Here is a 21,800-nt window from a genome sequence, read left to right on the forward strand (position 1 = left end):
CGGCGCGCTCAGCCGCCGCCGTGCGCGCCGAACAGCGCGCGCAGCAACGCCATCAATCCGCTGTCGGGGCTCAACAGCGAATGCAGCGACGCGTACACCACCGGCAGGAACAGGATCATCATCAGCACCGCGAGCGCGCTCTTCAGCGGCTGCGAAAACACGAAGATGTTGAGCTGCGGCACCGCGCGGCCGACCAGGCCGATGCCGAACTCGACGAGCACCAGCACGATCGTGACCGGCGCGGCGAGCTTCACCATCCATTCGAAGATCGTGTCGGTCTGCCGCACGATGAAGGTCTGCAGCATCGACGAGAAATCGGGGCCGAGCGAGCCGATCGGCCACCATGCGTACGACTGCGCGAACAATTGCACGAGCACCTGCAACCCGCCCGCCGTGACGAACAGCGCGATCGCGACGAAATTCAGGAATCCCGAGGTCGGGCCGCCCTCGTGCCCGCCCATCGGATCGAAGAATGCGGCGCTGCCGCTGCCGGTCTGGAAATCGATCAGGTAGCCGACACCCTGGATCGCGAACAGCACCGCGCTGAACGCGCCCGCGAGCAGCATGCCGACCATCGCCTCCTTCGCGACGAGCAGACACCACATCAGGAACGGCAGCGCGGCCACCTGCGCGGAATCGATGGTCGGCGCGACGAACGCGGCGATCACGACCGCGATCCCGTTGCGCACGAGGCCCGTGATGATCTGCTCGTTGAACACCGGCACGATCAACATGATCGGCAACAGGCGCGGCATCACGTAGAGCAGCGGCCGCAGCATGCCGGCGACGTCGTTGAAGCCCGCGGCCTGATCTAGCATCGGCGCTCCGCGGCGGCGGGCGGGGCGGAATCGTCGGGCGCGGCGGAGGCGTCGGCTTCAGCGGTGAAATCCGCGCCCGTTTCCGCTTCGGTCATGGCCGCATCGAACGCGGCGGCCGCCTCCGGTTGCGCGGACGCATGACCGGACGCGTCGCCCGCGCCGGCCACCCAGGTGCCGCCCGTCGCGAAGCGCCGCACCGCGTAGCCGTCCGCGACTTCGTCGGCGTCGCGCTCGACCCGCGCGGCGCGCGCGTGCAGCGCCTTCTCGCCGGCTTTCTCCAGCTTGTCCTCGGCGGCCTTCGCCTTGCGCGCGGCGCGCTGCAGGTCGGCGAGCGTCGCCTCGTGACCGCGATGCACGTGCGCGGCCTCGCTCACCGACGCGCTCGCGGTGCCGATATGACGGTCGAACGTGCGCGTATCGGCCGCCGCGTTCTGCAATGCACGCGCTTCGCGTACGTCGTCGGCCAGGCGCGTCTGGATCGCCGCCTTCGCGGCAACCTGCTGCGCGAGCTGCGCCTGCGCGGCCGCCAGCGCGCGCCGGCTCTGCGCGGCGATGCCCTGCTGGCGCGCGGCCGCGACGCGCGCGATCTGGCTGCGCATCTCGCGCACGCGCTTCAGGCGAGCGAGCGTCGCCAGTACAAGGCGGTCGTCGGCTTCAGACATGATCGTTCGCCAGCCTCGTCAGCTTCGCGAGCAGCGCATCGAAGCGCACGTCCTCGTCCGACGCCTGCGCGCAGAACGCGCCGATCGCGTCGCGCGCGCGCAGCGCGAGATCGCCGAGCCGGTCGCTGCCTTCGCGATACTCGCCGATCTGCACGAGCAGCTCGATTTCCTGGTACTTCGCGATCAGCTCGCGCACGCGCGCGGCCGCATGCTGGTGCGCGCGGCTCGCGACGAGCGGCATCACGCGCGACAGGCTCGCGAGCACGTCGATCGCCGGATAGCGGTTCGCGAGCGCGATCTTGCGCGACAGCACGATATGGCCGTCGAGGATCGAGCGCACTTCCTCGGCGATCGGGTCCGATTCCTCGTCGCCTTCGACGAGCACCGTATAGAGCGCGGTGATCGACCCGTGTGCGCCCTGCCCCGCGCGTTCGAGCAGGCGCGGCAGCACCGCGAACGTCGACGGCGGAAAGCTGCGCCGCGTCGGCGGCTCGCCGCTCGCGAGGCCGACCTCGCGCTGCGCGCGTGCGAAACGCGTCAGCGAATCGACCAGCAGCAGCACGCGCTTGCCCGCATCGCGGAAGTGCTCGGCAATCGCGGTCGCGACGAGCGCCGATTTCACGCGCTCCATCGCCGGACGATCCGACGTCGACACGACGACGATCGACCGCGCGCGGACATCGGGCGACAGGCTGTGCTCGATGAATTCGCGCACCTCGCGGCCGCGTTCGCCGACCAGCGCGATCACGTTCACGTCGGCCTGCGCGCCGCGCGCGATCATCCCGAGCAGCGTGCTCTTGCCCACGCCCGACGGCGCGAAGATGCCGACGCGCTGCCCGATGCCGAGCGTCATCAGGCCGTCGATCACGCGCACGCCCGTCGGAAACGGCGTGTCGATCATCTTGCGCGCGAGCGGGTTCGGCGGGTCCTGCTGCGTCGACACCCACGCGGCGCCCGTCACCGGCCCGCGATCGTCGAGCGGCCGGCCGAGCCCGTCGAGCACGCGCCCGAACAGCCCTTCGCCCACCGGAAATACATGCTCGCGCCCGGACGGCACGACGATCGTCTCCGGCGACAGCCCCGCCACGTCGCCGAGCGGCGTCAGCAGCGTCGTCTGCCGCGAGAAGCCGACCACCTCCGCGAGCAGCGTCGGCTGGTTCGGCGTGCGCAGCTCGCAAATTTCGCCGAGCCGCGCGCGAATGCCCGTCGCATTCAATATCTGCCCGACCGCGTGGTTGACGCGGCCCTGCACCGACACCGGCGAGAAAAACGCCAGCCCCGCGTCGAGCTCGCCGACCAGGCGGCCGCGATCGAACGGCGCGCCGTCGTCGTCGCCGCTTCCGAACGGCTGCGTATCGTCGAGCGGCGCGTTCATCGCGCGGCGCCCTTCAGCGCGTCGCGGCGGATCGCCTGGCGCAGCGCGTCGATCTGCAGGTCGAGGCTCGCGTCGATGCGCCCGGACGGCGTCTCGACCGTGCATGCGTGGCGTTCGAGCTGTGCATCCTCGACGATGCGGATTTTCTGCCGGTTCGACTGCCCCGCGAACGCGCCGTCGAGCGCGTCGCGCATCTCGTCCGTGCGGCCGGGCGCGATGCGCACGATCAGGAACGCCTCGTCGCGCACGAGCGGCGCGATCCGCGCGAGCGCGGCCTCGTACAGCTTCTGCGTGCTCATCTCGCCGACGATCGCGCGCACGGCCTTCACGACGATATCGGCCATCGCGTCCTTCATCGTCTCCATCGTGCGCGTGGCGGCGAGCGCCTGCGTGTACGCCTGCGCGGCCTGCTCGCGCTGCGCGCGGCGCATGCCTTCGTCGTAGCCGGCCGCCTGGCGCTTGTCGAATTCGCGCTGCGCGTCGGCGACGATGCGCGCCGCCTCCTCATGCGCGGTCGCGATCACCGCGGACGCGTCGAGCAGCGCCGCGTATTCGCGCTCCTTGAGCACCTTGCGCTCCGACAGCAGCTGCAGGTTGTCGCTCGTGATCAGAAAAGCCAGTCCCATGACGCAAGCCTCTCGGGAATCAGAAACAGGAACATCAGTTCGCCGAACTGGTCGCGCTGCGCGCGGTTCAGCCAGTACGGCGCTTCGTCGTCGATCGCGCGGTTGAATTTCAGGCGCACGCGCCGCGCCACCGCGTCGCCGGCCACGCCGATGAAATCGGCGAGCAGGCGCCCGCCGCGCGCGCGGATCACGACCGGCAGCGCGGCCGGATCGGCGCGCCACGGTTCGAGCGTTTCGGCGAGCGCGCCGAATTCCGGCGCACGTTCGAGCGCGAGTTCGAGCGCATCGCCGCCGAGCCGCGCCGCGACTTCCGCGCGGATGCGCCGCCCGGCCAGCGCGTCGCGCAGCCATGCGCGATGCAGCAGCAGCCCCGCATACGCGGCCAGTTGCTCGAGCGCCGCGCCCGGCAGCAGCGCGAGCCGCGCGCACGGATTCGCCGCGTCGAAGTCGTGCCGGTCGGCCACGCCGTGGACCTCGAGCAGGTGCCGTGCGAGCAGCTTGCGGCCGGCCGCGCCGAACGCGTCCGGCGAACGGTAGCGCGCGGGCCACTCGGCCGGCACGCGCGTCACGTGCAGATAGCGGTCGGGCCGCAGGTTGAAGTCGCAGACCAGCGCATGAAACGCGGCAGCGCGCGCGGCCGGTGGCGGCGCAAGCGGCTGCAGCCACGGCAGCAGCGCCGCGTCGGGCGCGGCGGCCGCATCGCCCGGCGGCAGCGCGTGCGGATCGCTCATGCGCCGTCGCGTGCGCCATCCGGCGTACGCAGCCCGCCGCCAGTCTGCTGCGCGGCCGAGCCGCCGCCCCCGTTCGCGCCGCGCGGCGCGCCGAGCAGGCCCGCGAGCCGCGCGCCGAACATCCCGCGCCGGGCGGCCGACAGCGCGATCACCGCGCAGGTCAGCAGGATCAGCGCGAACACGAGCCAGCCGAGCGGCGAGCGCAGCCGCAGGATGTCCGACACCGCGCTGCCGATCCCGTCCACGCGCGTCGCGCGTGCGGCGGCCGGCTGCAGGAACAGCGACACGTTGTCGTACTGCAGCCCCTCGATGCTGTGCGCGACGAGATCCTTGACCATCGGCGCCATCGCGCGCAGATCGACGCCCTGCCGGTAGCGGATGTACACCGCTGCCGACGACGGCTTGATCTTGTCCGCGAGCGGATCGTTCTCCGGAATCACGACCTGCACGCGCGCGACCACCACGCCCTCGATGTCCTGCAGCGTGCGCGACAGATCCTGCGATACGCCGTACAGGTAGCGCACGCGCTCCTCGGCCGGCGTCGACACGAGGCCCTGCTTCTGGAACAGCTCGCCGAGGCTCGCATAGCTCGGCTTCGGCAGCCCGTTCGCCTGCAGCACCGTGAGCGCCGACTGCATGTCGCCGTCCGCGACGCTCACGAGCCAAGCGTTGCGGTCCGACGTGTCGCGCGCATCGTTGTCCTTCGAAGCGCTGATGCCCGCGTCGCCGAGCACCGCGACCATCTGGTTCGCGTCGCGCTCCGACAGGCCCGAGTACAGCTCCTTCTGGCACCCGGCCAACAGCACGAGCAGCCCCGCGAGCAGCGCGCGCGCCGCCCGGCTGCGCCACGCATGCGCGCGCGGCGTCGAATCGATCGTCGTCATCGTTTGTCCGCTTCAGGGCGCGTGAGGGCGCAGGGCCGCCACGCGCACTTTCACTCCTGCGTCTTCAGCACGGTGTGCGTGAAGCCGTTCGCCGCCTGCGCAACCGACAGGCTCAACTGGTATTCCGAAATCGTGGTGGTTGCCGTCCACTGGAAATCCATCGCCTTCACCATCGTCATCAACGGGTCGCTGCGGCTGTCCGCCATCGACGTCAGCATCTCGCTGCGATGCTTGTCGATGTTCGCGTACCGCGAATCGAGATCGTTGCCGTACGTGCGCAACCGCTCGACGAGCGACGACTGGTTCGCCTGCGCGGGCGTCATCTGCACGGCCGACGCCGCATCCGCCGGCGCGCGCGACATCGCGACACCGGACGAAGGCGGCGCGGCCGACGACGCGCCCGGCTGCATCAGCGCATCGAACTGGCGCACCTGCGCCGGATCGGACGGTGTGCCCGTTTGCTGCGCGGCACTCGCGAGCGCGGCTGCGCCCGGCGGCGCCGCGCCTACGCCTGTTACCGACATGATCGTGTCCTCCTTGACCGGCGAAGCCGGGAACGGGCCGGCCGGCACGCACCTACGCCACACCGGGCGCCCGCCATGGGCCGCCCCGGCATCCGGCGTCGCGCGGCACGGCCGGCGACCGGCGTCACGCGCGGCCGGCGGAACTCAGGTGTTGCGCAACCTGGGCGTTCGCCGTCCCCTCCTGCGCGGTCACTGCGTTGCTGGTTTCGAACGTCGCAGTCGATTGCTGAACCTGAAAGTTGATCTTCGTCAGTTCGAGCTGCGTCTTGGTCAGGTCGTCGGCCTGTTGCTGGACCTGCTTCGTGTCGGTTGCGCTACCTGTGGAGGCAGTCATGTTTCGCTCCTTTACGTGAAGTTCACCTGCGTTGCCGGCGGCAGCCCCATGCCCCGCCGATGACGTGACGCGCCGCCTGCCGGCGACGTGTCGCGTAATGCGCGCACCGCGAAACGCGCTGCGCCTGATCCGTCGCGGCGCTAATGCACCGCCTGCTTCGTCGATACACCGGCCGCCGGCTCGCCCGGCAACAGCGTCGGCCCCGGCACCGGCTGCGCGACGCCCGCCGCCGCGCCGCTCGCGAGCGGCGCCACGGGAGGCGCCGGCGCCTGCTCGGGCGCGCTCGCCGACGGGCCGCCGAGCGGCATCGTGATGCGCTGACCGTTGCGTTCGAACACCACTGCGTCCGGCCCGATCGACACGACGGTCGCGCCCTCCTTCAGCCGCGCGCCTTCGAAATAGCGACTGCCGTCGACCGTCTCGATGTAGCGCTGATCGCCGTCGCTGGCGAACACGGTCGTGATCTCCGGAATGCCGGCCATGCCGCCGAGCGTCGTCGCCGTGCGCGGCGCGGCCGCGTCGGCATCGCGCACGTGATCGACCACCTCGAGCGCCGGGCGGGCGTCCTTCATGTAGTTGCGGATGCGCGGCTCGATCTGCGCGCGCGCGGCCGTGCCCGTCAGCTCGATCCGCCCGCGCCCGAGATACGTGACCGTCAGCGCCGTGTCGCTGAAATAGGTCTGCGCGGTCGCGACCAGGTCGCTGACCACGTAGATGTTGCCGAGCGCCGCGTTGTCGACGCCCGCGACGATCTGCGCGACACGCTCGCGCGCGGCCGGGTCGCTCACGTAGCCCGACACGATCACGCCGTCGTCGCGCGGCGCGACGGCCAGCTCGGGATACGCGTGCAGCAGTTGCTGCAGCCGGTGCGTGCGCGCGAGCACCGATTCGTGCTGCCACGGCAACCGCCCCGACCACGCGACAAAGCCGTAGCCGAGCGCGCCGAGCAGCACGCCCAGCCACAGCGCGACCAGCGCGATCACGAGCCGCCGGCTGCCGAGGCGGCGCAGCCCGCCCGTGAGCCAGCCGAGCCACGCGGCCTCGCGCGCGGCGTCCGGCGCATCGGTTTCGTCGGGCACCGCGACGCTCGCCTGCGCATGCCGCGCGATGCCGAGCCGGATCGAGCCGACCGTCACGACGTCGTTCGGCGTCAGCGAACGGCGCCCGGCGCCGAGCGGCTCGTCGTTGAACAGCACCGGCGCACCGGTGTCGCCGCCGTGGTTCTGCACCGTCACCGCGAGCGCGCCGACCTGCAGGCACACCTGTTTCGCGCCGATCTCGCGATCGGGCAGGATCACTTCGCAGTCGGCCGCCGTGCCGACCCAGTTCGCGCCGCGCGCGAGCGACATCGTGCGGCCGTACATCGGCCCGCTCAGGAAGCACAGGTTCCACGGCGACGCGAGCGCGGCCGCACCGGCCCCCGCGCCTCCCGCGCCGCCGGGCAATGCGCCTTCGTGCGGATCAATGATGCTCGTCGACACGGGCAGGTGCTCCTGCGGTCGTCGCCACGGGCTGCGATGCCGCATCCGCCGGCGGCGGCAACGCGGGCGGGCCGAACTTCGTGCCGGGCAGCGGCTTCGGCGTCAGCGGCACCGCGATGTCGTTGTCCGGCGGGCGATACATCGACATCCCTTCCTGGTTCGCCGGACCGTCGGCGCCCGGGTTCACGGGCGCGCCGTCCGGCGCATACATCGACGCGCTCGTCACGACGCGCGGCGTCAGCAGATAGAACCGCTCCATGTGATTGCCCGACTTGTCGGTGTACTTGAACAGGTTGCCGATCAGCGGGATGTCGGACAGCCAGGGCACGCCGCTCTTGTTCAGCCGCACCTCGTCGTCGTTGAAACCGGCGATCAGGAGGCTCTTGCCTTCGTCGATCATCGTCTTGGTGACGATGTTGCGCTGCTGGATCACCGGCACGTTCGACACGGCCTGCCCCGGCACGATGTTGCCGTCCTGGATGTCGATCGACATCATCACGCTCTGCGGATTGCCCGACACGGCCGCCGCATTGCGGATCGCCTCGTCGACGATCATCGGCGTCACCTTGATGCTCGTGCCGGTCGTCACGCTGTACAGCGACGAGTCCTGGTAGCCCGGCACCTGCACGTAGAACTGCGTGAGGTTCTCGAGGATCGCCTCGGTGTTGTCGAGCGCGAGCACCTTCGGCTTCGAACGCAGCTGCGCCTGGCCCTTCTGCGCGAGCGCGTTCACGCGCGTGAGCAGGTAATTGCGCAGCGACCCGCCGATCGACGCGGTCAGCGCGATGCCGGTCGGCATGAAGGTGCCGGTCGACCCGGTTTCGGACGCGCCGACGCCGAACGTGAGCGGCGGATTGCCGGCGCCGTTGTACTGCGTGTTGCCGTTCAGCGGGTTCTGGCCGTTGCCGATCTGCACGTCGCCGTGCGTCGTGTGCAGGCGCCAGTCGATCCCGAGGCTGTCGAGCGAATCCTCGTTGATGTCGATGATCGTCACGTTGATCTCGACGATGCGCGGCCGTTCGTCGAGCTGGCCGATCAGCGACTGGTAGCGGTACATGTTCTCCGGCAGATCGCGCACGATCACCGCGTTGATCGCCGGATCCGCGACGATCTGCGGCAGCGTGTCGCCGCCGCCGCTGCTCGAGAACGGCGAGAACCCGCCGCCCATGCTGCTGTCCGCACCGCCATAACCGCCCTGCCGCGGGCCGCCGGAAATATCGGGGAAATCGAGCCGCGGCACCGCGATCGTCAGCCCCGAGCCGAGCTTCACCTGGCGCGCGGCCTGCCCGAGCGGCGTGCTCGACGGCGCCGTGGTCGTGCCGCCGCCCTTGCCGAACAGCTTGCGCAGGATCGTCGCGACGCCCGGCACCGTCACTTCCTTGCCCGAGCGGTTGATCGTGAAGTCCGACGCCCAGCCGTATTTCAGCCGGAACGCGCGGATGTCCGCATGCGCGCCGTTCGCCGACGGATCGCCGACCGAGCCGACCGCCTGCCGCACCAGCTCGACGTAGCGGCGCGGGCCGGCCACGTACACGCTGTTCGCGCGGTCGTTGATCACCAGCGTGTAGCGCTTGTCCGGAATCTGCATCGCCTGCAGCGCGCGGCCGATTTCGCCGGACGCGTTCGGCGGGATCGGGATCATCTGCGTCTGCGACTGGTCGGCCGGATCGACGTACAGGAACGAGCCGTCGTAGTACCAGGTGAGCCCGTAGGTCGAGCAGATCGTGTCGAGCGTCTGCTGCGGCGTGCCGGAGAAGCGGCCGCTGATCACGCCGTCGACCTTCGGGTCGACCACCGCCGTTACCCCCTGCGACGACGCGAGCTCGCGGATGAAGTCGCCGATCTTCTTGCCGTTCGCGACGATCGTGAACGGCTTGTTGCGCCAGCGCAGGTCCGCGGCGCGCGCATGCTGCGTGGGCGCCATGCACAGCGACGCCGTGAGCAGCGCCGTCGCGCACACGGCAAGCGCGGCCCGTTGCAGGCTGCGCGGTTGAAACCGGATCGAGGCGACGCGTTGACGCATCAAAGGACTCCTGTGGAAGAAACGAACATGCGTTCCAGCGCCTGCTGCGCGAAGCGCAGCACTTCGCCGCCGAGCCAGCCCGACAGCAGGACGAGCGCGACCATCACGGCGATCAGCCGCACCGCGATGCCGATATTGGCGTCCTGCACCTGCGTGACGGCCTGCAGGATCGCGACGACGAGGCCCGTGACGGTCGCGATCAGCACGATCGGCAGCGACAGCAGCAGCACCAGCATCAGCGCCTGGCGCGTCAGGTCGAGGATCGTCGAGCTCGTCATTGCACGGCTCCCGGCGCGCGCACGTCGGCGCCCGCGCCGACCGTGCCGTCGTCCGGCGGGTTCTTCACCCAGCCGACCGTATGCAACTGCACGTCCTCCTCGACTTCCTGGTACGACAGCACCGCGAGTTCGGGCAACACCGGCTGCAGGATCGTCTTCACGTAGCGGCGCGCGCCGAGCGCGACCATCACCGCGAGCCGCGCGGCGCCCGGTGCGTTGCCGTGGCCGCCGGGGCCGGCCGCCTGCGCGGCCTGCACGATCGCGCGCACCTGCTCGCCGATGTCCTGCTTGACCGCGCTCGACAGCGCGAGGAAATTGCCCTGCTTGGTGCGCATCACCGCACTCTCGATCCGCTCCTGCAAATTCTGCTCGAACAGCACGACCCGCAACTGGCGCGCCGTGCCCGCGTGACGATCGGTGATCATCCGGCGCAGGTCGACGCGCACGAGTTCGACCAGCGCGATCACGTCGTCGGGCTCGTTCGGCGCCCACGTGATCAGGCTCTCGAAGATCACGCGCAAATTGCGGATCGGCACCTGTTCGGCGAGCAGCCGGCGCAGCACCTCGGTGATGCGCTGCAGCGGCACGAGCCGCGTCAGCTCGCCCACGAGCTCCGGATGATCGCGGCGCACCAGATGCACGAGCGCCTGCGTCTCCTGAATGCCGAGCAGCTCGTCCGCATGCTGGCGCACGATCTGCTCGACGTGCGCGGCAAGCGCGCTCTCGCTCGACAGCCACTTGCCGTCCGGCGCCGCGCCGTCGGGCTTGATCCACAACGCGGTCGCGAACGGGCCGAACGCTTCGGCCGGCTGGCGCTCCGCGCGCTCGGGCAGCGGCGCGACGCCGTCCCACAGCAGCCAGCCCGGCTTCAGCGCGCCGTGCGCGACGAGCACGTCCTGCAGGTAGATCCGGTATGCGCCGGCCGCCGCGCCTTCGTCGTCGTTCAGCGTGATGCGCGGGAACACCGTGCCGATGTCCGCGTCGACGCGCGCCTTCGCGCTCGACAGCGCCGCCTGCAGTTGCGCGAGATTCAGGCCCGTGCGCAGGTCGTCGGACAGCGACACCGCGATCAGCGACGTCACGCCCGCCGCGTGCGACACCTTCGCGGGCTGGCCGTCGTCGGCCGCGCCGACGCGCCCCGCGACATGAATCAGGTTGAAGCTCGGCGCGGACGTCTTGCGCTTGAGCTGCGAGACCGCGAAGGTGCCGAGGCCGAGCGCGATCAGCGCGAACGACCATTTCGGAAAGCCTGGCACCACGAGAAAACCGGTCAGCACGAACGCGGCGATCAGCAGCGCACGCGGGTGCGCGCCCAGCTGCTCGCCGAGCTGTTCGCCGAGCTGGCGCTGCCGCGCATCGCGCGTCGCGACGCGCGTCGTCACGATGCCGGCCGCGATCGACACGAGCAGCGACGGAATCTGCGACGCCATCCCGTCGCCGACCGTCAGGATCGCGTAACGTTGCAGCGCCTCGCCGATGTCCATCCCGTGCATCAGCGTGCCGACCGCGATCCCCGCGACGATGTTGATGAACGCGATCACGAGGCCCGCGATCGCGTCGCCCTTCACGAACTTCATCGCGCCGTCCATCGCGCCGTGCATCTGCGATTCCTGCTCGAGCTTCTCGCGGCGCTCGCGTGCTTCGTCGGCGCTGATGATGCCGGCGCGCAGGTCGGCGTCGATGCTCATCTGCTTGCCCGGCATCGCGTCGAGCGAGAAGCGCGCACCGACTTCGGCCACCCGCTCCGACCCTTTCGCGATCACGATGAACTGCACGACTGCGATCACAAGGAACACCACGCCGCCCACGACCACGTTGTTGCCGACCACCAGCCGCCCGAACGCATCGATCACGTGGCCGGCGTTCGCATGCAGCAGGATCAGCTTGCACGACGCGATGTTCAGCGCGAGCCGGAACAGCGTCGTGAACAGCAGCAGCGCGGGAAACGACGAGAAGCTGACCGCCGACGGCACATAGGTCGACACCGTCAGCAACACGACGCTCGCCGCGAGATTCAGCGAGATCATCCCGTCGAGCGCGGCCTGCGGCAGCGGCAGGATGAACAGCGCGACGACCGCGACGATGAAGGTCGCGAGAAACAGGTCGGCGCGCGGCGAGGCGCCTCCGAGGCGCCGTCCGGACACGCCGCGGCCGGCGGAAAACAACCGCTGCCAGTCGCGGGAGAGCGCCTTCGGTTCAGCCATCGTGCCGTAGTCCTGTCGTTATCGCCGGCTGGCACGGGCGATCCTTCCCCGTGCTGCGCGGACCGTTGAATGGGACGAGTGTAGCGACGGGAACCGGTGGAAAAAGAAGCGCGCCTCGTAGCGCGAAAGCGCGTTTTCCTCAGACGATCGAATCGGACTACGAAACCCGGCGGCCGGTTCCGGCACGCGCCGCCGGAACCGCTTCCATCGCGCGCCGGGTGTGCCGGCGCGCGCCTGCGGCAGGTGTCAGGTCAGGACGGCAGCCGCCGCGCGGCGAGGTACGCGAGCTGCGCGCGGTTCTGTACGTTGAAGAGCTTTTCGAGCGAGCGAATGTGGTGCCCGACCTTGTGCAGCGACGTACGCAGCGCGCTCGCGATTTCCTGGTCGGACAGACCGTGCACGAGCCGGTCGAGCACCTGCTGCTGCTCGTCGCCGAGCGCGAAGCCGCGCATGCGCGCGACGCGCGCCTCGAGGAACGGCAGCGCGACGCGATGCACCGCAAGACTGACCGACAGCGCACCGCCGATCACGCGATCGTCGATCCAATCGATGCCGTGCGTTTCCGACGTCACGTTCACCGCGACGCGCAGGTCGAGGCGCGGCGCCGACAGGCTGAAGATCACGCCGCTGTTCATCGCATGCGCGCGCAGATGGCCGGCGAGCGCCAGCACCTTGCGGTCGCCGCTGCCGTGCGCGGCCGCCTCGATCTCGTCGAGCCGCCACGCGACCGGGAAGCCGCTCTGCCGCACTTGCGCGAAACGCGGGTCGCTTTCGTACAGCATCCCTTCGATGAACGGCTGCATGAACGTCGCCGGTGCGAGGTCGCGCAGCAGATGCGCGCGCAGAATGCGCCGCCCGATCATTTCGTACGCGCCGTAACCGAGTGTACTGAATCCGATTTGCCGCAATCGCGCATGGCATTGCGCGAAATCGAATGACGCAAGGTCGGTTTTACCGGCCGTTATCTGGATACCGGTAAAAATGTCACGATCGATTGCTTGATATTCGTTCGAATAAGCGGCAGCGGCCGCTATATCGGCTTGTGAGAACCACTCGACGCGTGGTGCGCCGTCAGCATATGTCATGAGGAGCCCGCCCTTTCCCAATATGTGAAACTGCGCCCCGTCACGATCTGGTCTTTTCTTTATGATTTTCTGGTCGTCGTTATATGCGTGCGAATATGAACCTTTCGCCGCCATTAGTATTACGGCATATTACGCGCAGAGCGGCATTTTTGTACAATGCCCCCGCGTTTCGTCAGGGATGACGATCGACGCATATCACAACGATGCTCGGTCGCACCGCCGCGAATGCCGTACACGATACGGCCGCCGCCCGGCGATGCGCGTCGATTCCGAGGGATGGCTCATGTCCGATATTGCATTGCATGAAGAAGCGGTCGCCCCAACCACTTTGTCCCGCTCGTCGCGCGGATTGAACGCAAGCGCGGACGCGCTGCGCGAGCGCACCGTGCAGGTCGTCTGGTGCGACGACGTGAAACGCGGCGACGTCGCGCAGCCGCACGCGCCGAAGCTCGGCGTCGCCGATACGCTCGCCAACGCGCAGAGCACGGCCGAGCGCAACCGGATCGTCACGAGCCTGCTGCATCTGACGGGCTTCTCGACGTTCGCGTACTTCGCGCTCGAATTCACGCGCGAGCGCGTCGAAAGTCTCTACCTGCACGAAGCGTTCACGCCGGCCACCTATCGCGGCGACTACGTGCGGCACAACCATCACGACGTCGATCCGCGCACGCTCGGCGCGCGCGTGTGCAACATGCCGATCGTGTGGGATCTGCAGCAATTGCGCCGCGAACACCGCGAGCGCGACGATGCGCCGTGCGTGAGCCCGGCCGCGCTCGACGGCTTCCTGCAGACGATGCAGGACGACGGAATGTGCAGCGGCATCATGTATTCGATGGCCGTGCCGGGCACGCGGCTGCATGCGTTCATGAGCTTCACCGCACCGCGCCGCACGCGCGAATGGATCACGCCGGCGACGATCGAGCAGGCGTTGTCGATCGGGCTGTCGGTGCACAAGTTCGCGTCGCCGCAGCTGATCTCGACGTCGCGCGAGCGCGCGGTCAACGGGCTCACGCCGTTCGAGCAGGAGCTGCTGCTCGGCATCGCCGAAGGTGCGTCCGACAAGGAGATCGGCCGGCGCCTCGACACCAGCGCGCACAACGTCGACTATCACCTGCGCAAGCTGCGCAAGCGCTTCGGCGTCGCGAACCGGATTCAGCTCACGTACCTGACGTCGAAGCTCGAGCTGATCTGAGCGCGGGCGCACCCGAAACGAGCGCGTAAAAACGCACATGCCGGCCTCGCGGGCCGGCATGTGCGTGTTGCGGCGCGGCGCCGGGTCCGGCGCCGCCTCCTGTCAGACGCGCTGCATTACTTCAGCAGCGTCATCTGGACGACCTTCACGATCACGAGGCCGACCGCGATCACCAGATAGCCGCGCAGCACGGCCATCCAGATCCGCGTCGCGAGCGTCATGTTCTGCGGCTCGAGCGTATCGAGCGGCGGCATGCGCCACGTGTCGCGCAGCGAACGATCGACAGCCGGCTCCACGACGCGCTTGTTGCGGCGAATCAGCACCGTCGCGAGATAGCCGGCGATGGCGAGCACGGTGCCGCCCACCAGCACGTCGACGATCGCTTCTCCGCTGATGTCCGGATACATCACCGACGCGGTCAGGATGATCGACAGCAGCACCAGCACCCAGATCACCGCGCCCGTGAACACGTTGAGCTTCGTCGAGTTGACCCAGGGCCCCAGCACCTGGCGGTCGTTGCACAGCACGAGCAGGAACACCGTCGCGCTCGGCAGCAGCACGCCTGCCAGCGTCTGCACGGCTTCGGTCAGCAGCCCGAGCGGGCTGCCCGGGATCAGCACGAGCGTGGCCGCGGCCGCGACGATGCCGAAATAGACGAGATAGAAGCCCTTCGCGTCGGTCACGCCGCGGTGCAGCGAGTGACGGATCTTGAACACGTCGCCGATCGCGTACGCGGTCGACAACGATACGGCCGCCGCGCCGATGATGCACGCGTCGAGCAGCGCGACCGCGAACAGCGTGGCACTCGTGCGGCCGGCATACTTCTCGAGGCCCGCGATGACGCCGCCCGCGTCGGTGAAGTTGCCGGCTTCCGGATGGCCGCCGAACAATGCCGAGCTGAAGCCGATCATCGCGACCGCGCCCACCAGCACGAACGCGATGCCGATCCACAAGTCGACCTTTTCATATTTCATGAAGCGCGGCGTGATGCGCTTGTCGATCACGTAGCTCTGCTGGAAGAACAATTGCCATGGCGCGACCGTCGTGCCGACGATGCCGATCACGAGCAGCATCACGTCGGACAGCTTCGTATGCGCGGGCCAGTTCGGCACGAGGAAATCGCGTGTCATCTGCGCGACGGGCGGGTGGATCGAGACGAGTACCGGCACGAGCAGCAGGCTCAGCACGCACAGCCCGATCGCGAACCGCTCGAAGCGCCGGAAATCGCCGGTACTGACCGCGGCCATCGTCAGCGCGGCGGCGACGCACACGCCGGCCACCTTCGGCAATCCGAAGAAATCCAGCACGAACGTGATGCCGATGAACTCGGTGACGATGGTCAGCGCGTTGAGCAGAAACAGGTCGATCACGCTGAACGCGCCCCAGAACTTGCCGAAGCGTTCGAAGATCAGGCGCGCATGGCCGACGCCCGTGACCGCGCCGAGGCGCAGCACCATTTCCTGGTTCACGTACAGCACGGGCACGAGCAGCAGCAGGGTCCACAACAGCGTCGTGCCGTAGTTCTGGCCGGCCTGCGTATAGGTGCCGAACGCGCCGGCGTCGTTGTCGCCGACCATCACGATCAGGCCCGGGCCGATGATCGCGAGCAGCGTGCGCAGGCGCGCCCACCACGTGCCGCGCGCGCCGGTGTCGTGGTGGGCGATCGTGCCGAGCGCACCGCGGATATCGCCCAGATGGGCTTCGTCGAGCACGGCGCTGCGATCGACCGCGATCGGTGGAGAGACGTTGGAGGGCGTGGACATGATGAATTCCGTACGGCTAAGGGTTATTCGATAAGCGTGTGACCTTGGAATGCGCACGCGGCGCCGGCCCGCGGGTGGCCGCGCGTGCGCATGCCGAGGCGCGCTCGGCGTGTCTTCTCAGTGGATCAACGATTTCAGCCGGTTCAGCAGGCGGGCGAACACCCGCGGACGAGCGTCGAGCGTCAGCATCGCGTCGTAGTGGTGGCGCGATTCCGTGACGTGCGGAAGGTTCGACAGCAGAAGGCCGAAGTTCATGGTCTGGCTCCGTGCGGCGACGGCAGGCGTGCCGGCCGCTTCGTGGGCGCGGGGCCAGTCCGGGGCCTGAACGACGTGTCAGGCTAGTCGGCCGGATTGTCCCCGCGACCCGGGTTCAAATGGGTCTGCGTATGCAACGGGCATAAGGGACAACTGTCACTGTCGTTCATGGCGGCTCCTGTTCGGTGTTCCGGGGAACACGGTTGACCGCCGTCCGGCGTGCGGGCCGGCATTCGCGCGCCCGAAGAACGCATGCGCGAACGCGGCCGCCTGCCGGGCGGCGGTGAAACCGGGCAACGCATGCGAAAACGCATCACGCTAACCGGCGCGAATCAGGGTGCACGTAGGGGGTTGCTGCGGAATGACTGCTGCGCGCACCGTTTGCCTGAGGGACAAACGGCGGCTTCGATGAGGCGCGGACGTCGGTCGCTCAGGCGGAAATTTCGTTCGAAGATCGACTACTGCAGGCGTCCAAGGCGGCGGCCCCAAGAGTGAAGATGGCGGATTCTATGGATCGCCCGAAAGTGAAGTCAACCCCTCGAAACCCCATTTTTCGAAATAAATTTGCCGCCTGACGCGACTGAAAGATTTGCCCTTGATATAACGTTCCGAAACCTTTCAGCACCGTCAGGACGGCAACCCCGCGCCGATGCGTGCCAGCAACGGCCCGGCGCCCTGCCGCGCATCCTTTTCGCCCTCGCCGGGCGGCCGCGCGGCGGCCCCGCTCCGTTGCGACGCGCGCACGACACTGCGCATCCTTCGTGCGGTTTTTACTTGCGCCGCAGCAAAAGTCGCGACTACAATCCGCCCCAATTCATCACGGGAGTCCCCTCCGTGGACACATGCTCTAGTTGCAGTTCGATGCCGGTTCAGGCCGGCCAAGCCATCGCGAGATAGCAGCCAGACACATGTCTTTTGCCGCTAGCTCGCACTCGTCGGGTTAGCGCGCCTCCACCCGGGCCGGCCATCGCCGGTTCGTCAGTCGCACGCTCCGCCATGTTCCATCCTCCGATCGCAGGCCGCGTCAAGCACCCGCGCTCGATCACGTCGTCCGGCGTTCGCCGGACGGAACGGAGGCAGCGTCATGTTCTTTCAATCGTTCGCGGTCAGACTCAAGCGCATCGTGCACGTCACGCGCAATCGCGCGTTTTCCCGCCTCTCGCCGTTCGCCCGGGCACTCAGCCACTGGCGCGGCGTGGCCCTCGCCCATGTGCCGGCAGCGCCGCGCCCGCTCGATTGCGTGCTGATCGCCGCGACGGCAGCCGCGGTCGCGCTCGCCGCGCTGCTGTGCTCCGTCGCGCCCCGCGTTGGCTTCGCGCAGGTGTGGCGCGTCGGCGGCTGGCTGCCGTAAGCCCTTCTCCGTGCGGGCCGTCTCGTCATGCGCCTCGCATCACGTTCCCGTTTCTTCAGCTTAACTAATCAAACTGCCAACGGAACCCAAATGAAGAACCTGCTCTCACCCGTCCTTCGCGCCGAAGCGCTCGCCACGCTGCTGCTGTCGCTCGCCGCCACCTCCGCATTCGCGCAAGCAGCGTCTCCCGCCGCCGAACCGGCGGCCGGCGCGAGCGACGCCGCCGCCCCCACACATCAGGCCGCCGATGCTGCCGCGCCCGCTCCCACCGGCCTTTGGGAGCGCTCGAACCTGCTCGGCAACATGGGCGGCCTGCGTGACGTGCTCGACGAGCACGGCGTCACGCTGAGCCTGCAGGAAACCAGCGAGTACCTGTACAACACCTCCGGCGGCACGAATCGGGGCGGCGCGTACCAGGGGCTCACGCAGTTCGGTTTCACCGTCGATTCCGGCAAGGCGATCGGCCTGCCGGGCGGCACGTTCAACGTGTCGGGGCTGCAGATCCACGGCACCAACCTCACGCAGCGCTACCTGCAGACGTTGCAGACCGCGACCGGCATCGAAGCCAATTCGACCACGCGCCTGTGGGAACTCTGGTACCAGCAGTCGCTGCTCGACGGCAAGATCGACGTGAGAGTCGGCCAGCAGAGCGTCGACCAGGAATTCATGGTGAGCCAGAACGCGGCGACGTTCATGAACGCGACGTTCGGCTGGCCCGTGCTGCCGTCCACCGACCTGCCGTCCGGCGGCCCCGCGTATCCGCTGTCGTCGCTCGGCGTGCGGCTGCGCGTGAAACCGGCCGACGCGTGGACCGCGATGATCGGCGTGTTCGACGGCAATCCGGCCGGCCGCGCCGATGGCGACGCGCAGGTGCTGAACGCACATGGCACCAACTTCAACCTGCGCAGCGGCGCATTCGTGATCGGCGAAGTGCAGTACGCGCTGAACGCGCCGTCCGCCGATCAGAAGGCGCCGCAGCCGGCGGGCCTGCCCGGCACGTACAAACTCGGCTTCTGGTATCACTCGCAGCACGCGAACGATCCGCGCTACGGCACCGACGGGTTGTCGCTCGCCGATCCGGCGAGCAACGGCACCCCGGCCACGCATCGCGGCAACTACGGCTTCTATGCGGTCGCGGATCAGATGGTGTGGCGGCCATCCGCCGGCAGCCCGCGCTCGGTCGGCGTGTTCGCGCGCGTGATGGGCTCGCCGGGCGATCGCAATCTCGTCGATTTTGCCGCCAACGCCGGCGTGACGCTGAAGGCGCCGTTCGTCGGACGCGACGACGACGTCGCCGGCATCGCGATCGGCTACGCGAAGATCGGCTCGCATGCGCGCGGCCTCGACGGCGACACCGGCGTGTACACGACGCCCGGCTATCCGGTGCGCCGCGCGGAGACGGTCATCGAAGCGACCTACCAGTACCAGGTCGCTCCGTGGTGGCAAGTGCAGGCCGACCTGCAGCACTTCTTCCGCCCGGGCGGCGGCATCCCGAACCCGAACGCGGCCGGCGCGCGCATCGGCGACGAAACGGTGGTCGGCGTGCGCACGACGATCACGTTCTGACGCAAGCCGCATGAAAACACGGGCCGGACAGCCGCTTGCGCGACGTTCCGGCCCGTGCGGTTGCTTGCCGTGCGGGCACACGGGCCGCCCCGCGCGTTACTCGCGGTGCGTTGCTCGCAGTGCATTACTCGCCGTACAGCCCCAGCAGCTTCAGCGTGACGCCGTTGGTCCAGCCGAAGCCGTCCTGCAACGGATATTCGCCGCCCCCGCCACCGCCAGTACCGGCGCCCTCGACCACGTATTTCTCGACGAGCTTGCCTTCGGTCGCGTACACGTGCTTCACGTCGGACAGGAAACGCGTGCCGATGTCCTTCGCGAGCGCCGGTTCGCCATAACGGCGCAGCCCGTCGATCGCGATCCACTGCAGCGGCGCCCAGCCGTTCGGCGCATCCCACTGCTGGCCCGTGTTCTCGGTCGTCGTCGCGAGGCCGCCCGGCTGCAGCAGCGTCTTGCGCACTTCGCGCGCGGTCGCCTTCGCGCGCTCCGGCCATGCGACGCCCGCGAACAGCGGATACAGCGCGGCCGCCGTCACGCCGTCGCGCGGCTTGCGCAACTGCCAGTCATAGTCGCCGTAATAGCCGCGACGGTTCCACAGGTAGTGATTGATCGCGGCCGCACGCCGCGCCGCGCGCCCTGAAAAATCGGCCACGCAAGCGATGTCGCGCGTGATCGCGCAGCCTTTCACGATCGTCGTCTCGAGATGGAACATCAGGCTGTTCAGATCGACCGGCACGATGGAGGTCGTGCGGATCGTCGCGAGCGTCTTGCCGTTGCCGAACCAGCGCGAGCTGTAGTCCCAGCCGCTTTCGGCGCCCGCGCGCAGGTCGCGGTACACCTCGTTCGCCGGGCGGGACGGCACCGATTTCGCGGTGGTCACGTCCTCGAGATACGACTCGTCGCGCGGCGTGTCGCTCGCATCCCAGTAACGGTTCAGCACGGCGCCGTCGGGCATCGCGACCACGTTGCGCGCCGCCTGCCCGCGCGGCGTCGTGGTTTCGCCCTGCATCCAGTACGCATGCTCCTTGCGCAGCGCCGGCAGGTATTTCTGGTAGACCTTATCGCCTTCGGCCTGCGCGGCGAGCGTGACCATGTATGCGAAGAACGGCGGCTGCGAGCGGCTCGCATAGTACGTGCGGTTGCCGTTCGGGATGTGCCCGATCGTATCGATCAGGTATGCGAAGTTGTCGAGCATGTCGTCGACGAGATCCTCGCGCCCCGACACCTGCAGCCCCAGCATCGTGAAGTAGGTGTCCCAGTAGTAGCCTTCGCGGAAGCGGCCACCCGGCACGACGTACGGCTTCGGCAAGGGAATCAGCGAACTGTACGGGGGCGCCGTGACGCTCGTGCGCGTGAGTTGCGGCCACAGCCAGTCGATGTGCTGGCGCAGCGTCTGATTCGGCGGCGGCGTCACGCCGCCTTCCGGTGGCGGCGTGAAATGCTGGTCGACGAACGCCTTCAGCGAGAAGCCCGGCTGCGATTTCTGTTGCTGATACAACTGCACGATCGTCGCGGGATCGGTATCGGGCGTGGCGTCGACGAAGGTCTTCTGGTCGGGATAGAGCTGCGCGGTCTGTACCGCGACGAACAGGTCGCCGTAGAGCTGGCTCGGCGGCGGCAGCAGCGTGCCCGACGCGGGAGCGGGAGCCGCTGCGGCGGTGGCAGGCATCGCGGACTGGCTGGCCGCTTGCGCGGCGGCCTGGTTCGCATTGTCGGCCTGCGCGGCGCAACCGGCGACGGCGAGATAGGCGATGGCCAGTGCGGCAGCCCAGCGCAGACGCGGCGCGGGCGGTGACTGACGCGACGGGAAGCGAGATGCAAGCGGTGCGGCACGACGTGACGTCATGGCGTGTCCCCTCCTTTCGATGGTGAGTGGATCGGCACGAGGTCTCGTTCGCGCGCGCGTTCGTCTCGATGGCCTTCGATCGATACGCGTCAAATTGTGGTGCGAATGGGTGCGACTGTCGCACGAAACATGCATGTCAAGCAAGTTTCGATTCGCGCGACTCCCGGAGATAACCGCGCACCGCCCGCCACGCACGCGCTTCGAGCGCATCCGCATCGGTCTCGCCGCGCGCGCCCGCCGCATCGACGATGCCTTTCACGATCGCGAGCAGATCGTGCGCGACGACGTCGGGCGCGGCGACGCGCGGCGCATCCCGCAACCCGAGCGCATGCAGCAAGGTCGCGTGGATGCGGTCCGCGATGCGCGCGGTGCGCGCGCCGAGCGGCAACCGCGCTTCCTCGAAATCGATCAGCCGCGCGAGCGCCGGCCGGCGCATCTGGTGCGCGACGGCCCCCCGCACCAGCGTGCGCAGCACGTCGTCGCAGGACGACAGCGCGGCCGCCCGATCGACGTCGTCGAGCAGATGCGCGCTCTCGCGCTCGACGAGCGCGGCGGTCAGCGCATCGCGGTTCGGGAAATATTGGTAGAGCGAGCCGATGCTCACGCCGGCCAGCGCGGCGACCGCGTTCGTCGTGTAGCCGTCGAAGCCGTCGCGCTCGAGAATGCGGGCGGCGGCCTCGATGATGGCGTCGACGGTGGCCACCGCGCGGCGCTGACGCGGCGCCTTGCGCGGCGAAAGCGGAATGCACGACGACGATTCGGACATGGCGGGACGCGAGTTTTGAATATGAGCAAGCGCTCATAT

At 68.8% G+C, this 21,800-nt stretch carries 20 protein-coding genes; 3 read left to right on the forward strand and 17 right to left on the reverse strand.

The features are described from left to right. Positions 1 to 8: 8 nt before the first annotated feature. The 13 genes from sctT to HWX09_RS27525 all read right to left on the reverse strand — a co-directional run bounded on the left by sctT (position 9) and on the right by HWX09_RS27525 (position 13,025). Positions 9 to 818: a type III secretion system export apparatus subunit SctT gene (sctT, locus tag HWX09_RS27465; RefSeq protein ID WP_027781114.1), complete on the reverse strand. Its 810-nt coding sequence runs from the start codon at positions 816 to 818 to the stop codon at positions 9 to 11. Then, positions 812 to 1,480: a hypothetical protein gene (locus HWX09_RS27470; protein ID WP_027781115.1), complete on the reverse strand. Its 669-nt coding sequence runs from the start codon at positions 1,478 to 1,480 to the stop codon at positions 812 to 814. Before HWX09_RS27470 ends, sctT begins: the two co-directional genes overlap by 7 nt. Next, a complete protein-coding gene (locus HWX09_RS27475; protein WP_027781116.1) occupies positions 1,473 to 2,855 on the reverse strand; it encodes a FliI/YscN family ATPase in 1,383 nt (460 codons plus the stop codon). Before HWX09_RS27475 ends, HWX09_RS27470 begins: the two co-directional genes overlap by 8 nt. Next, positions 2,852 to 3,481, reverse strand: coding sequence for a type III secretion system stator protein SctL (gene sctL, locus HWX09_RS27480; RefSeq protein WP_027781117.1), 630 nt, complete (start codon positions 3,479 to 3,481; stop codon positions 2,852 to 2,854). The genes HWX09_RS27475 and sctL overlap by 4 nt, the downstream gene beginning before the upstream one ends. Next, entirely contained in the window at positions 3,463 to 4,212 is a 750-nt protein-coding gene (locus HWX09_RS27485) for a SctK family type III secretion system sorting platform protein (RefSeq protein WP_027781118.1), read from the reverse strand. Before HWX09_RS27485 ends, sctL begins: the two co-directional genes overlap by 19 nt. Further along, on the reverse strand, positions 4,209 to 5,096 hold the full coding sequence (sctJ, locus tag HWX09_RS27490; RefSeq protein WP_027781119.1) for a type III secretion inner membrane ring lipoprotein SctJ: 888 nt from the start codon (positions 5,094 to 5,096) through the stop codon (positions 4,209 to 4,211). The genes HWX09_RS27485 and sctJ overlap by 4 nt, the downstream gene beginning before the upstream one ends. A gap of 50 nt (positions 5,097 to 5,146) precedes the next feature. Next, a complete protein-coding gene (locus HWX09_RS27495; RefSeq protein WP_027781120.1) occupies positions 5,147 to 5,620 on the reverse strand; it encodes a hypothetical protein in 474 nt (157 codons plus the stop codon). A 124-nt stretch (positions 5,621 to 5,744) separates the two neighbouring features. After that, the gene (locus HWX09_RS27500) at positions 5,745 to 5,954 is read right to left on the reverse strand and encodes a hypothetical protein (protein WP_027781121.1); all 210 of its coding nucleotides are present in this window, start codon (positions 5,952 to 5,954) and stop codon (positions 5,745 to 5,747) included. A gap of 140 nt (positions 5,955 to 6,094) precedes the next feature. After that, positions 6,095 to 7,435, reverse strand: a complete 1,341-nt coding sequence (sctD, locus tag HWX09_RS27505) for a type III secretion system inner membrane ring subunit SctD (protein ID WP_027781122.1) — start codon at positions 7,433 to 7,435, stop codon at positions 6,095 to 6,097. Continuing rightward, a complete protein-coding gene (sctC, locus tag HWX09_RS27510; RefSeq protein ID WP_027781123.1) occupies positions 7,416 to 9,458 on the reverse strand; it encodes a type III secretion system outer membrane ring subunit SctC in 2,043 nt (680 codons plus the stop codon). The genes sctD and sctC overlap by 20 nt, the downstream gene beginning before the upstream one ends. Further along, positions 9,458 to 9,736 carry a type III secretion system export apparatus subunit SctS gene (sctS, locus tag HWX09_RS27515; RefSeq protein ID WP_006480854.1) on the reverse strand — a complete coding sequence of 93 codons (279 nt, stop codon included), beginning with the start codon at positions 9,734 to 9,736 and terminating at the stop codon, positions 9,458 to 9,460. Before sctS ends, sctC begins: the two co-directional genes overlap by 1 nt. Beyond that, positions 9,733 to 11,940, reverse strand: a complete 2,208-nt coding sequence (sctV, locus tag HWX09_RS27520) for a type III secretion system export apparatus subunit SctV (protein ID WP_027781124.1) — start codon at positions 11,938 to 11,940, stop codon at positions 9,733 to 9,735. Before sctV ends, sctS begins: the two co-directional genes overlap by 4 nt. A 251-nt stretch (positions 11,941 to 12,191) precedes the next feature. After that, positions 12,192 to 13,025 carry an autoinducer binding domain-containing protein gene (locus HWX09_RS27525; RefSeq protein WP_027781125.1) on the reverse strand — a complete coding sequence of 278 codons (834 nt, stop codon included), beginning with the start codon at positions 13,023 to 13,025 and terminating at the stop codon, positions 12,192 to 12,194. A gap of 283 nt (positions 13,026 to 13,308) precedes the next feature. Between HWX09_RS27525 and HWX09_RS27530 the strand changes: the two genes are divergently transcribed. Beyond that, on the forward strand, positions 13,309 to 14,217 hold the full coding sequence (locus HWX09_RS27530) for a LuxR family transcriptional regulator (protein WP_027781126.1): 909 nt from the start codon (positions 13,309 to 13,311) through the stop codon (positions 14,215 to 14,217). 116 nt (positions 14,218 to 14,333) lie between these two features. Here HWX09_RS27530 and HWX09_RS27535 read toward each other — a convergent pair whose 3' ends face one another. Both HWX09_RS27535 and HWX09_RS27540 read right to left on the reverse strand, forming a co-directional pair. Further along, positions 14,334 to 15,980 (reverse strand): Nramp family divalent metal transporter, encoded by a 1,647-nt coding sequence (locus HWX09_RS27535; RefSeq protein ID WP_027781127.1) that lies wholly within the window; start codon positions 15,978 to 15,980, stop codon positions 14,334 to 14,336. Between the two features lie 117 nt (positions 15,981 to 16,097). Then, positions 16,098 to 16,235, reverse strand: coding sequence for a hypothetical protein (locus tag HWX09_RS27540; RefSeq protein ID WP_175888606.1), 138 nt, complete (start codon positions 16,233 to 16,235; stop codon positions 16,098 to 16,100). Positions 16,236 to 17,319: 1,084 nt separating this feature from the next. Here HWX09_RS27540 and HWX09_RS27545 point away from each other — a divergent pair. After that, positions 17,320 to 17,586 (forward strand): hypothetical protein, encoded by a 267-nt coding sequence (locus HWX09_RS27545; protein WP_027781128.1) that lies wholly within the window; start codon positions 17,320 to 17,322, stop codon positions 17,584 to 17,586. Between the two features lie 90 nt (positions 17,587 to 17,676). Then, positions 17,677 to 19,152, forward strand: a complete 1,476-nt coding sequence (locus HWX09_RS27550) for a carbohydrate porin (RefSeq protein ID WP_027781129.1) — start codon at positions 17,677 to 17,679, stop codon at positions 19,150 to 19,152. 124 nt (positions 19,153 to 19,276) lie between these two features. On the opposite strand, the gene treA is transcribed toward HWX09_RS27550, so the two are convergent. Then, complete coding sequence (gene treA / locus HWX09_RS27555; protein WP_027781130.1) at positions 19,277 to 20,995, reverse strand: alpha,alpha-trehalase TreA; 1,719 nt, start codon at positions 20,993 to 20,995, stop codon at positions 19,277 to 19,279. A gap of 136 nt (positions 20,996 to 21,131) precedes the next feature. Then, the gene (locus HWX09_RS27560) at positions 21,132 to 21,761 is read right to left on the reverse strand and encodes a TetR/AcrR family transcriptional regulator (RefSeq protein ID WP_027781131.1); all 630 of its coding nucleotides are present in this window, start codon (positions 21,759 to 21,761) and stop codon (positions 21,132 to 21,134) included. Positions 21,762 to 21,800 lie beyond the last annotated feature (39 nt).

The organism is Burkholderia sp. BCC1208 (assembly GCF_902833095.1).
In the GTDB taxonomy this organism is placed as follows: domain Bacteria; phylum Pseudomonadota; class Gammaproteobacteria; order Burkholderiales; family Burkholderiaceae; genus Burkholderia.

Bases quoted from the DNA above. Each gene is read 5' to 3' on its own strand.
- sctT (WP_027781114.1), bottom strand. From the start codon at position 818: ATGCTAGATCAGGCCGCGGGCTTCAACGACGTCGCCGGCATGCTGCGG.
- HWX09_RS27470 (WP_027781115.1), bottom strand. From the start codon at position 1,480: ATGTCTGAAGCCGACGACCGCCTTGTACTGGCGACGCTCGCTCGCCTG.
- HWX09_RS27475 (WP_027781116.1), bottom strand. From the start codon at position 2,855: ATGAACGCGCCGCTCGACGATACGCAGCCGTTCGGAAGCGGCGACGAC.
- sctL (WP_027781117.1), bottom strand. From the start codon at position 3,481: ATGGGACTGGCTTTTCTGATCACGAGCGACAACCTGCAGCTGCTGTCG.
- HWX09_RS27485 (WP_027781118.1), bottom strand. From the start codon at position 4,212: ATGAGCGATCCGCACGCGCTGCCGCCGGGCGATGCGGCCGCCGCGCCC.
- sctJ (WP_027781119.1), bottom strand. From the start codon at position 5,096: ATGACGACGATCGATTCGACGCCGCGCGCGCATGCGTGGCGCAGCCGG.
- HWX09_RS27495 (WP_027781120.1), bottom strand. From the start codon at position 5,620: ATGTCGGTAACAGGCGTAGGCGCGGCGCCGCCGGGCGCAGCCGCGCTC.
- HWX09_RS27500 (WP_027781121.1), bottom strand. From the start codon at position 5,954: ATGACTGCCTCCACAGGTAGCGCAACCGACACGAAGCAGGTCCAGCAA.
- sctC (WP_027781123.1), bottom strand. From the start codon at position 9,458: ATGCGTCAACGCGTCGCCTCGATCCGGTTTCAACCGCGCAGCCTGCAA.
- sctS (WP_006480854.1), bottom strand. From the start codon at position 9,736: ATGACGAGCTCGACGATCCTCGACCTGACGCGCCAGGCGCTGATGCTG.
- sctV (WP_027781124.1), bottom strand. From the start codon at position 11,940: ATGGCTGAACCGAAGGCGCTCTCCCGCGACTGGCAGCGGTTGTTTTCC.
- HWX09_RS27525 (WP_027781125.1), bottom strand. From the start codon at position 13,025: ATGACATATGCTGACGGCGCACCACGCGTCGAGTGGTTCTCACAAGCC.
- HWX09_RS27530 (WP_027781126.1), top strand. From the start codon at position 13,309: ATGTCCGATATTGCATTGCATGAAGAAGCGGTCGCCCCAACCACTTTG.
- HWX09_RS27535 (WP_027781127.1), bottom strand. From the start codon at position 15,980: ATGTCCACGCCCTCCAACGTCTCTCCACCGATCGCGGTCGATCGCAGC.
- HWX09_RS27540 (WP_175888606.1), bottom strand. From the start codon at position 16,235: ATGAACTTCGGCCTTCTGCTGTCGAACCTTCCGCACGTCACGGAATCG.
- HWX09_RS27545 (WP_027781128.1), top strand. From the start codon at position 17,320: ATGTTCTTTCAATCGTTCGCGGTCAGACTCAAGCGCATCGTGCACGTC.
- HWX09_RS27550 (WP_027781129.1), top strand. From the start codon at position 17,677: ATGAAGAACCTGCTCTCACCCGTCCTTCGCGCCGAAGCGCTCGCCACG.
- treA (WP_027781130.1), bottom strand. From the start codon at position 20,995: ATGACGTCACGTCGTGCCGCACCGCTTGCATCTCGCTTCCCGTCGCGT.
- HWX09_RS27560 (WP_027781131.1), bottom strand. From the start codon at position 21,761: ATGTCCGAATCGTCGTCGTGCATTCCGCTTTCGCCGCGCAAGGCGCCG.